Origin of the sequence: Mycobacterium innocens (assembly GCF_900566055.1) — a bacterium.
GTDB lineage: Bacteria > Actinomycetota > Actinomycetes > Mycobacteriales > Mycobacteriaceae > Mycobacterium > Mycobacterium innocens.
Genome location: NZ_UPHQ01000076.1, coordinates 1 through 9,798, shown reverse-complemented (window position 1 = coordinate 9,798; position 9,798 = coordinate 1). Strand labels below are relative to the sequence as shown.

The 9,798-nt window shown below is 65.6% G+C and carries 11 protein-coding genes and 2 pseudogenes; 3 read left to right on the top strand and 10 right to left on the bottom strand.

What is annotated here, in order from left to right:
* Window positions 1-134 precede the first annotated feature (134 nt).
* A complete protein-coding gene (locus EET03_RS09110; protein ID WP_136625666.1) occupies window positions 135-584 on the top strand; it encodes a hypothetical protein in 450 nt (149 codons plus the stop codon).
* Window positions 585-806: 222 nt separating this feature from the next.
* On the opposite strand, the gene EET03_RS09105 is transcribed toward EET03_RS09110, so the two are convergent.
* Genes EET03_RS09105 through EET03_RS09080 form a run of 6 tightly spaced genes read right to left on the bottom strand, consistent with a single transcriptional unit; the run spans window position 807 to window position 5,083 of the window.
* Window positions 807-1,202, bottom strand: a complete 396-nt coding sequence (locus EET03_RS09105) for a type II toxin-antitoxin system VapC family toxin (protein ID WP_075541666.1) — start codon at window positions 1,200-1,202, stop codon at window positions 807-809.
* Window positions 1,199-1,468, bottom strand: a complete 270-nt coding sequence (locus tag EET03_RS09100; protein ID WP_063473128.1) for a type II toxin-antitoxin system VapB family antitoxin — start codon at window positions 1,466-1,468, stop codon at window positions 1,199-1,201. The genes EET03_RS09105 and EET03_RS09100 overlap by 4 nt, the downstream gene beginning before the upstream one ends.
* A 32-nt stretch (window positions 1,469-1,500) precedes the next feature.
* On the bottom strand, window positions 1,501-2,586 hold the full coding sequence (locus EET03_RS09095) for a restriction endonuclease subunit S (RefSeq protein WP_075541665.1): 1,086 nt from the start codon (window positions 2,584-2,586) through the stop codon (window positions 1,501-1,503).
* On the bottom strand, window positions 2,587-3,801 hold the full coding sequence (locus EET03_RS09090) for a winged helix-turn-helix domain-containing protein (RefSeq protein ID WP_075541664.1): 1,215 nt from the start codon (window positions 3,799-3,801) through the stop codon (window positions 2,587-2,589).
* Window positions 3,801-4,286 carry a dihydrofolate reductase gene (locus tag EET03_RS09085; RefSeq protein WP_075541663.1) on the bottom strand — a complete coding sequence of 162 codons (486 nt, stop codon included), beginning with the start codon at window positions 4,284-4,286 and terminating at the stop codon, window positions 3,801-3,803. The genes EET03_RS09090 and EET03_RS09085 overlap by 1 nt, the downstream gene beginning before the upstream one ends.
* On the bottom strand, window positions 4,283-5,083 hold the full coding sequence (locus tag EET03_RS09080) for a thymidylate synthase (RefSeq protein WP_063473141.1): 801 nt from the start codon (window positions 5,081-5,083) through the stop codon (window positions 4,283-4,285). The genes EET03_RS09085 and EET03_RS09080 overlap by 4 nt, the downstream gene beginning before the upstream one ends.
* Before the next feature lie 158 nt (window positions 5,084-5,241).
* Between EET03_RS09080 and EET03_RS09075 the strand changes: the two genes are divergently transcribed.
* Complete coding sequence (locus EET03_RS09075; protein WP_075541662.1) at window positions 5,242-5,985, top strand: dienelactone hydrolase family protein; 744 nt, start codon at window positions 5,242-5,244, stop codon at window positions 5,983-5,985.
* Between the two features lie 100 nt (window positions 5,986-6,085).
* Here EET03_RS09075 and EET03_RS09070 read toward each other — a convergent pair whose 3' ends face one another.
* The 4 genes and pseudogenes from EET03_RS09070 to EET03_RS09055 all read right to left on the bottom strand — a co-directional run.
* Complete coding sequence (locus EET03_RS09070) at window positions 6,086-7,189, bottom strand: acyl-CoA dehydrogenase family protein (protein ID WP_075541661.1); 1,104 nt, start codon at window positions 7,187-7,189, stop codon at window positions 6,086-6,088.
* The gene (locus EET03_RS09065) at window positions 7,186-8,370 is read right to left on the bottom strand and encodes an acyl-CoA dehydrogenase family protein (protein WP_075541660.1); all 1,185 of its coding nucleotides are present in this window, start codon (window positions 8,368-8,370) and stop codon (window positions 7,186-7,188) included. Before EET03_RS09065 ends, EET03_RS09070 begins: the two co-directional genes overlap by 4 nt.
* Window positions 8,367-9,158, bottom strand: a complete 792-nt coding sequence (locus tag EET03_RS09060; RefSeq protein WP_099194085.1) for an SDR family oxidoreductase — start codon at window positions 9,156-9,158, stop codon at window positions 8,367-8,369. The genes EET03_RS09065 and EET03_RS09060 overlap by 4 nt, the downstream gene beginning before the upstream one ends.
* Before the next feature lie 85 nt (window positions 9,159-9,243).
* Window positions 9,244-9,660, bottom strand: a pseudogene (locus tag EET03_RS09055) (carboxyl transferase domain-containing protein); the annotation flags it as partial.
* 64 nt (window positions 9,661-9,724) lie between these two features.
* Here EET03_RS09055 and EET03_RS09050 point away from each other — a divergent pair.
* Window positions 9,725-9,798 (top strand): annotated as a pseudogene (locus tag EET03_RS09050) (IS607 family transposase); the annotation flags it as partial.

Here is a 9,798-nt window from a genome sequence, read left to right as displayed (position 1 = left end):
GCGCTGCGGGCGCTCCACCTCGACCCCGGCTGCGGTCCGCAGCGCCTAACACGGGCCCGAACGAGGCCAAACAACACGAAATGACCAACGGATCCACCTTTACGGGGGTCCTCAACACAGATAAGGGGGACGGGTTGTTCACGGTCGACGTCGGCGCCGCCCGGGTGGTCATCGAGATGACAGACTCACCACGCGACAAGTGGTCCGAGTACTTCGATGAGGCGGAGCGGAACCGTCATGCGGCGGCGTCACTGGGGCTGGTACGAACTCCTACACAAAACGGCGGCCGGTCCATCCGTGTGCTCGGACCTCGGCGTATCGTGCTCGCATTCGACCCCGAGTCGGACAACCCCGAACTACTGCAAACTGCCGTTATGATGCTGCGGGCCAGCGCGCTGGCAGCTACCGCGCGCAAGGGTGCACACCAAACCGCCACAGCAGAGGAGAAGATCACCGAGGCGATGGCCCAGCTTGAAAAGATCGACGAAGTGAAAAAGGGCGGCGGGTTTGATCCAAAAACGGGCGACGAAGATCGAAAGCTCCTGCACTGGGATCAATTCCGGCATCCAGCGATTGCTGTCTGAGGCGCTGGCGGCGTTGGCCGAAGCCGAAGCCGACTCGCCCGACAATCCGCCGGCTGGGGCCGCGGCTTAACCCTTAATCGCCCACCGGGCTCACGATGCCGAGCGGCGGGAGTGCACTGGCCCGATTCCGATAAGCGCAACGAAGATCGAAAACTTCTGGACTGCAATTACTTCGGATCATCGGCCGTTGACTGACGCACTGCCTGCGCTTCGGCCCCCGGTTCACGCGCAGGCAGACCGGATATCGGTGTGCGCGAAATCATCACCCCGGAAAAGCAGCGGCTCGCCGGTGACATGGGCCAGGGCGTAGCTGTAGGTATCGCCGAGGTTGAGGCGAGCCGGATGCCCGCTGCCGCGTCCGTAGTCGCGATATGCCTGGGCCGCAACGCGGGCCTGGTCGCTGTCGAAGGCAGCGATTTGGATTCCATAAGCCTCTAGCAACCGATCAACCAGCCGACTGATCTCGGGTCGATCGCGGCGCTGTATGACGGCGCACAGTTCGACGTAATCGGGTGCGGACATCCGCGAGTTATTGGAGCGGTTCAGCGCCTCTTTGAGCCCTTCGATATCCGGTTCGCCGAGCACGATGGCAACGATCGCCGAGGTATCAACGATCACCGCGGCAGACCATCGTCGTCGTACAACTCCACCTCGTTTCGCCGGATCAACTGCCTGTCCTCGTCGGTGAGAATCTTGCCAAGTTCGCGCAGGACCTCCTCCGCCGCTGCGTGCCGAGCATCGGCGCGCACAGTCTCTTCGCGGTCCAGTTCCGCGAGGCGGCGCGTGACGGCGTCTTCGACCGCCGCTGTCTGGTTGGTGCCGGTGCGTGCCGCAAGCTGACGCACAAGCGCGACAGTGCGTTCGCTCTTGATATTCAGGCTCATGGTAGAAGGGTACCGGTGTAGGGGTAGATCTTCTACACCCCCAAGTTGGCCATCGCGACAGTGTCCCCGGTACGGACCTTGCCGGACATCAGGAGCGGCAGCATGGCGTCGCGCACTGCTGACAACTCTGCGGATTCTGCTCTTCGCTGGTGACACAAAACGCCGAGGTTCGCTAACGTATGCGCCCGCCCGTGATTCAACCGCCGTACATCCGGCACGACGACCCTTAGTAGTTCATGCGGCTGGATCCGTTGGCGACTTGCGGTCATGCCCACGACCCTCTGTTGGAGTGTTGCCAAGACGTCGCGTTGCCGCAGCGCTGACCATAAGGCGGAAGTGTCGACGCCAATCGGCCGCAGTACGACGAACTCGGTACTTGCCACCGCCATTTCCGAAGGAAGATGCGTAACGTTCCAAATCCGCGGCGTTCTCGGGTTCAGTTTCGAAAATAATACGCAGGGCTCCGATAGCACGAATTTATTGCTCTTGATCGACCTCCCGTCGACGATGCTTGGTCGGGTGCCATTGTCGAACGCTGGAAAGCTGTAGTACGCGACTACGCCATCAAATCCTCGAGGGTCGAGGGATGCTGTTGACCTCGTCGCCAAATCGGACAGGGCGGTGTAATCGGAGACGCGCTTGACCATCGCGACCATTAAGGCCTCGGCGGTCTCGATGACGCGCTTGTTCGCGGCGATCTTGTCATCCAGGGCGCCGAAAACCTCGCTGATTGCACGACGGTCGTGGGGGACATCCCACACCGAAATGTTCTTAAGGATGCTCTGGCTAAGCAGCGGCTGTCCGGATCCGGTGCGGTATCGATTAAGGGCGCAGGTATGCAGCACGTAATACCAATATCGTGTTTCTTCGGGCCTCTTTGCGCGACATATCAAGGCGTTATCGGTCACCCATGCATCACGATCGCAATAGCGCAAGCTACCGCAATAGGATCCAACGCGTCCTATTACTATCAGCGGGCCGCGGGTATTGCATTGCGTTGTATAACCGATAGCCCCGTTTGCCCCATAAACGGGATAACGCCCGGCGGCGAACCGTACCTGCAATACATCGCCGGCGCTGAATTCGAGATGGTCGCCCAACCGGACCTCGTGTTCCATCTAGCCGACCCGCCTGACCGCCGTACGTAGCTCCCCGGCCAAATCGCCTCGCTTCGACACGGCCACCCCACTCAATCCCAGCCACGACGCCATCGACTCCAGCTCGCCGGCCAGCGCCGAGGCAACTCGCTCCCGCGCCACGCCCTGCTCGCCGAACGCGCCCACGACGCATAGCGTCTTGGCCTCCCGGTCGGCTTTGAGGTCCACCCGCGCGACCAGCTGCCCGTCCAGCAGCAGCGGCCACACGTAGTAGCCGTACCGGCGTTTGGCGGCCGGGGTGTAGATCTCGATGCGGTAGTGAAAATCGAACAGCCGCTGGACCCGTGGCCGGAAGAAGATCAATGGGTCGAAGGGGCACAGCAGCGCGGTGCCGCGGTCGCGGCGCGGCACCGTCTGGCCGGACCGCAGGTAAGCCGGCGCGGGCCAGCCCTCGACACTCACCCGCTCGATTTCACCCGCGGCCACCAGCTCTGCGATCGCCGGCTTGATCTGTTGGGCGGTCAGCCGGAAATAGTCGCGGAGATCGGCCTCGGTGCCCATCCCCAGTGCTGTGGCGGCTCGCAGGGTGAGCTGCCGGACGGCTTCGTCGTCGTCGACCTCCCGCGCCAGCACCTCGGCCGGCAGTACTCGCTCCACCAGGTCGTAGTGACGGGCAAAGCCGACGCGGGTGGCCGTCGTGAGCGCACCGGAGGCGAACAGCGCCTCGGCGACCCATTTGGTGTCGCTGCGATTCCACCACGTTCCTTTTCGCATGCGCGGCTCGGCGGCCAGGTGGGCTTCGATCTGACCGGCGGTGCTGGGTCCGAGTTCGGCGACCGCGGCAATGATGTCGTCGGCCAGCTGCGGGTTGGCCTTGACGATGTGGGTTCCCCAACGTCCATGCCGGTACTGGCGCATCCTCCAGCGCAGCACCGACCAATCGTCGACGGCCATCAGTGCGGCTTCGTGCGCCCAATATTCGACCAGTAAACGCGTCGAGCGCGGGCCCCATGCGGCACGGTCCAGCACGTCACGGTCGTAGGGTCCCAGGCGGCTGAACAACGGCGCGTAGTGTGCCCGCACCGCTACCGACACCGAGTCCAGCTGCAGCACCTGAATCCGCGAGATCAGCCGCCGCAGATGTGCGCGGGTGATCGGCCCGGCTGGCTTGGGCTCGGCGAAGCCTTGTGCCGCGACCGCCACCCGGCGGGCCTGTGCGGCAGTCAGGGTGCTCATCACCGGTGGTAGCTGTGAAACCGGTAGCGCAATCCCGACCGGCTGACCAGCCACTGCCCCGCGTCGCCATGCCATGTCGCGTCGAGCAGCGGGGCCAGGGCGTCGTCGTCGCCGCGGGGTAGGTCGACGTCGACCTCGGTGACCTCACACCTGATGGCCCGCGGCAGGGCAAGGGCGTAGATCTGCGCGCCGCCGATCACCCAGGTATCCTCCGGGCCGGTGAGGGCGTCTTCGAGCGAACCGACCACCTCGGCTCCCTCCGCCATGAAGTCAGGCTGGCGGCTCAGTACCACATTTCGCCGGCCGGGCAGCGGCCGGGCAGCGGCCGGCAGCGAGTCCCAGGTCCGCCGGCCCATCACCACGGTGTGGCCCAGGGTGACCCGTTTGAAGTGGCCGAGGTCTTCGGGTACCCGCCAGGGAATGTCACCGCCGCGGCCGATGACACCCGACGTCGACTGAGCCCAGATCAGGCCCACCGTCGTCATACGGCTACTGGGGCTTTGATCGCCGGGTGCGGGTGGTAGTTCTCGACGACGATGTCCTCGTAGGTGTAGTCGAAGATCGAATCTCTCTGGGCCAGAACCAGTTTGGGGTACGGTCGGGGTTCACGGCGCAATTGCTCGCGGACCTGTTCGAGGTGGTTGTCATAAATGTGGCAATCACCGCCGGTCCAGACGAACTCGCCGACGTCAAGGTCGGACTGCGCGGCCATCATGTGGGTGAGCAGCGCGTAACTGGCGATGTTGAACGGCACGCCGAGAAACAGGTCGGCGCTGCGCTGGTAGAGCTGGCAGCTCAACCGCCCGTCGGCGACGTAGAACTGGAAGAACGCGTGACATGGCGGCAGCGCCATCTGCGGGATATCGCCGACATTCCAGGCCGAGACGATGATTCGCCGCGAATCGGGATCGGTGCGCAGCAGATTCAGGGCGGCGCTGATCTGGTCGATGTGCCCACCCGACGGGGTCGGCCAGGACCGCCATTGCACACCGTAGATAGGACCGAGATCACCTGTGCTGCTTGCCCATTCGTCCCAGATGGTGACTCCGTGCTGGTGCAGCCAGCTGATGTTCGAGTCCCCGCGTAAGAACCACAGCAACTCGTAAGCCACCGACTTGAAATGGACTTTCTTGGTGGTGAGCAGCGGGAAGCCGGCGGACAGGTCGTACCTGATCTGCTGGCCGAACAGGCTGCGGGTGCCGGTGCCGGTACGGTCGGATTTGGCCGAACCCGTTTCGAGCACCAGGCGCAGCAGGTCCTCATAGGGAGTCGCAATCGGCAACACGCGGCCAGCTTAGCGGCGATCACAAGCCCGGCGAAGCAGGGCGCGGCGGGTCGACGCCAATCAATCCAGCGGCGATCGCAAGCCCGGCGAAGCAGGGCACGGCGGGTCGACGCCAATCAATCCAGCGGCGAAAGCGCAGGAGTACAACGGAGGCCATGCCGAAAGTCACCGATACCGTCACCACGCCCGACGGCAGCTGCCCCGTCCACCTGTTCACTCCCGACGGTGCCGAAGGCCCCTGGCCCGGTGTCGTCATATATCCCGACGCCGGCGGCGTGCGGGAAACCTTCTACCAGATGGCTGCCAAACTGGCGGGCAACGGCTACGCGGTGCTGCTGCCCGACGTGTACTACCGCGAGGGCGCCTGGGCCGCATTCGATATGGCGACCGCCTTCGGCGACGCGAAGGAGCGGGCGCGGATCATGTTCATGCTCGGCACGTTGACCCCGGATCGGGTCACCCGCGACGCCGGCGCGTTCTTCGACTACCTGGCCGGCCGCCCGGAGGTGAGGGGCCAGCGATTCGGTGTGTGCGGCTATTGCATGGGTGGACGGATCTCGCTGGTGGTCGCCGGGCGTCTTGGGGACCGGGTCGCCGCCGCGGCGTCGTTTCACGGTGGCGGCTTGGTCACCGACAGCGCAGACAGCCCGCATCTGTTGGCCGAGCGGATGCGTGCCACGGTTTATGTGGGCGGCGCGAAGAACGACCCGTCGTTCACCGCTGACCACGCCGAACAGCTCGACAAAGCTCTGACCGCGGCCGGCGTCGAGCACACCATCGAGTGGTATCCGGCCGCTCACGGGTTTGCCGTCCCGGACAACCCGCCCTACGACGAGGCTTGCGCGCAGCGGCACTGGACGGCGATGACGGACGTCTTCGCTTCGGCACTACCGCGCTGATCCGGCGAGCAGACAGAGAATCACCCAAATCCTCGGCGTGTCGGGCGATTTTGTGTCTGCTCGCCCGATTCTGTGTCTGCTCGCCCGATCCTCGCCGAAGTCAGGTGACCGGCAGGTTGACCAACGTGGCCAGTCGAGCACGGTGCCGGTAGGCGGTGCCGAGGGCCAACTGGTCGCTCTTGGCCCGCTTCAGGTACAGGTGCGCGGGATACTCCCAGGTCATTCCGATGCCGCCGTGCAGCTGCACGCATTCCTCGGCGGCGTGCACCGCGACCCCGCTGCACTGGGCCTGCGCAAGAGCCGCCGCAATGGCGGCGTCTGCATCGCCCCGCGCGCAGGTGTCGGCGGCATAGCGCGCCGCGGTCGTCGCCGAACCGACCTCGAACCACAAGTCCGCCAGCCGGTGTTTGATCGCCTGGTAGGAACCGATGGCCCGGCCGAACTGCTTACGTTCCTTGGTGTAGGCCAGTGTGGTGTCAAAGCACCACCGCGCGATCCCCAGCTGCTCGGAGGCCAGCAGCGCCGCTGCGGTCTGCAGCGCCTCGGCCAGCGCCGCTTCGGCCGGCCCGGAACCGATCCGCGACGACGCCGCACCCGAAAACTGCACGTCGGCAAGGGGCCTGGTCATGTCGAAGGTCAACATCGGCGAGACCTCGACACCGGCCGCCTCGCGCGCGACGGTATGCAGCTGCACCCCGTCGGGCCCGGCGACGGGCACCACCAGCACGTCGGCTTCCCTGGCGCCTGCAACGCTGCCGACCCGTCCGGTCAGTCCGTCGGCGCCATTGCTCACCCCGGTGACCGGATCACCCGGCGCGGTGGACAGCGGCACCACCAGCGCCGCGGTGACCGCACCACCGGCCAGACCCGAGAGGGTTTCGGTCTCGCCGGATCGTGAGAGCGCGACGGTAGCAAGCACCGCGCTGGAGAGGAACGGGACCGGGGCGACGGCCCGGCCGATCTCCTCCATGACCACCGCTGCTTCACGGGCACTCGCGCCTGCTCCGCCCAGCGACTCGGGAACCAGCAGCCCGGCCACCCCCAGATCGGCGGACAGTGTCCGCCACAGCTCCGAAAAGTCTTGCGGCGGAGCATCATAGGACCGCACCACCAGCTCCGGTGGACACCGATCAGCGAACAGTTGCCGAACGCTGTCCCGCAGCGCCTCCTCGGTGTCGGAGTACAGTAGATCCGCGGCGCTCATCGCGGTAAGTCCTTCCAGGCGACGGTCTTGTCGACCCGGTGTTCACCGGGCAGGCCCAAGACCCGCTCGGAGATGGTGTTGCGCAGAATCTCCGAGGTGCCGCCTTCGATCGAGTTGCCGCGAGCCCGCAGGTAGCGATACCCCGGGCCGCGACCGATCAGATCGACGGTCTCCGGCCGGCGCAGAGTCCAGTCGTCGTATCCCAGGCCGGATTCGGGGTGTAATTCCAGTTCGAAGCCCGAGATCTGTTGCGCCAGACGGGCAAACGCCACTTTCATACCGGCACCCTCGGGGCCGGGCTGACCGCTCGCCGCCTGCTGGCGCAATCGTTCGCCGGTGAGCCGCAGCACTTCGACTTCCACCCACAGCCGCATCATCTCATCGTGCATCGCGGGATTGCGCAGCGCCGGCTGCTCACGCCAGGCCCCGGTGACCCTGCCGATGTGGCCACCCTCGCGCGGGATTCCGGTCCGTGCGCCGATCGCGACGCGCTCGTTGTTGAGGGTAGTGGTCGCTACCCGCCAGCCACCGCCTTCCGGGCCGAGCCGGTTCGTGTCGGGCACCCGGACGTCGGTGAGAAATACCTCGTTGAACTCCGCCTCGCCGGTGATCTGACGCAGCGGCCGGATGTCGATTCCCGGTTGCCTCATGTCACACAAGAAGTAGGTCAGCCCAGCATGTTTAGGCACGTTCGGGTCGGTGCGGGCGACCAGGATGGCCATCTGTGCGTGCTGGGCCATCGACGTCCATACCTTCTGCCCGTTGACAATCCAGCCGTCCCCGTTGCGCACCGCACGAGTGGCCACCCCGGCCAGATCCGATCCGGCGCCGGGTTCGCTGAACAGCTGGCAGTAGAGGTGTTCACCGGTGAACAACGGGCGCAAGAACTTACGCTTCTGGTCTTCGGTTCCGAACACGGCGATCGTCGGAGCCGCCATGCCGATGCCGATGATGTTTCGCCCGCCGCCGGCCGGCGGCGCTCCTGCCGCCGACAATTGCGCGTCGACCTGTGCCTGATATGTGTGCGGCAGGTCGAGCCCGCCGAAGCCCACGGGAAAGTGCACCCAGGCCAGCCCCGCGTCGAACCGCGCGCCGAGGAAGTCCCGCGCGTCGGCGGTGACCGGGTCGTGCTGGTCCAGCAGCTCCCGCACCCGGGTTTTTAGGTCCTCCTGAATGCTCATTGCGCGCCTCCGGGGTTCGCCTGAAAACCCCTGAACCCTTGGGCATTGCCCAGCAGCAGGCCGCCGTCGATCACCATGGTCTCTCCAGTGATCCAGCCCGCCGCATCCGAGACCAGGAAGCCGACGGCTTCGGCAACGTCGACCGGTTCGCCGATGCGCCCGAGTGCGATGGTCGCCGCCAGCGGGTCTTCATGGTCCTTCCACAGCGCCTCGGCCAGCCTGGTGCGCACCACGCCGGGGCAGATCGCGTTGACCCGCACCCGCGGCGAAAGTTCCAGGGCCAGTTGCTTGGTCACATGTATCAGGGCGGCCTTGGTGGCGTTGTACATCCCCATGGCCGGTGATTGGTGCATACCGCCGATCGAGGCGGTGTTGATGACGACACCGCCGTGTTCGCCCATCCATGCCTTGACGGCCAGCGAGGTCCACAGCAGCGGGGCCCACAGGTTGACGTCGAAGATCTTGGTGAAGCGGGCGTGGTCCTGTGCGATCAGCGGACCAAACGCCGGGTTGGTGCCCGCGTTGTTGACCAGGATGTCCACGCTGCCGAAGCGCTCGAGGGCCAGGTCCACACAGCGTTGGGCCGCTTCCTCGTCGACCGCGTGAGCACCGACGCCCACCGCGCGCTCGCCGACCTCGGCGGCGGCTGCCTCGGCGGCCTCCTGCTTGCGGGCGGTGAGCACCACCTTGGCGCCGGCGGTGGCCAGGCGCTGCGCTGTCGCCAACCCGATTCCCCTGGATGCGCCGGTGACTATGGCGGTACGGCCGGTCAGATCCAGTGAGGTCATCGTCGTATGCCTTCTGTGTCGTCGATGTTAGCCAATCTAACCCTGTGGAAACCGCTGGCCGGGGCCGGGGCTGCGCTCCGCACCGTCAGCGTCTCGGCAGCCTGCTGATCCAGGTCCGCGACTCCGCCGGATCGATGACATCGTCCAGTTCGAACGTGGTGGCCGAGCGCAGCGCCTTTCCATGCTGATAGGCCACGGCCACCAGACGCTCGAAAAGCGCTTGGCGTTCAACCTCGTCCGCGGCTGCGGCCAGCTCCTTGCGGAACCCGAGCCGCACCGCCCCTTCCAGCCCCATGCCGCCGATCTCCCCGGTGGGCCAGGCGACCGTGAACTCGGGCGCATGGAAGGAGCCACCGGCCATGGCCATTGCACCCAACCCATAGCCTTTGCGCAAGATGATCATTCCGAGCGGCACCGTCAACCGCGCGCCGGCGATGAACATCCGGCCGAAGCGCCGGACCGTGGCTTCTTTCTCCGCGTCCGGACCGACCATGAATCCGGGGGCTGCCAGCTGTTGCGGGTTGAGTGGTCGGTAGTTGTCAGTGGTGTGCGGTAGGAACAAAGGTATGAATCTGGCGGCGTGGGCTGAGCGCAATGGTGTTGCGCGGGTGACTGCGTATCGCTGGTTTCGCGCTGGTCT

Coding starts and splice junctions, on each gene's coding strand:
- EET03_RS09100 (WP_063473128.1), bottom strand. CDS start 1,468: ATGAGCCTGAATATCAAGAGCGAACGCACTGTCGCGCTTGTGCGTCAG.
- EET03_RS09095 (WP_075541665.1), bottom strand. CDS start 2,586: ATGGAACACGAGGTCCGGTTGGGCGACCATCTCGAATTCAGCGCCGGC.
- EET03_RS09090 (WP_075541664.1), bottom strand. CDS start 3,801: ATGAGCACCCTGACTGCCGCACAGGCCCGCCGGGTGGCGGTCGCGGCA.
- EET03_RS09085 (WP_075541663.1), bottom strand. CDS start 4,286: ATGACGACGGTGGGCCTGATCTGGGCTCAGTCGACGTCGGGTGTCATC.
- EET03_RS09075 (WP_075541662.1), top strand. CDS start 5,242: ATGCCGAAAGTCACCGATACCGTCACCACGCCCGACGGCAGCTGCCCC.
- EET03_RS09070 (WP_075541661.1), bottom strand. CDS start 7,189: ATGAGCGCCGCGGATCTACTGTACTCCGACACCGAGGAGGCGCTGCGG.
- EET03_RS09065 (WP_075541660.1), bottom strand. CDS start 8,370: ATGAGCATTCAGGAGGACCTAAAAACCCGGGTGCGGGAGCTGCTGGAC.
- EET03_RS09060 (WP_099194085.1), bottom strand. CDS start 9,158: ATGACCTCACTGGATCTGACCGGCCGTACCGCCATAGTCACCGGCGCA.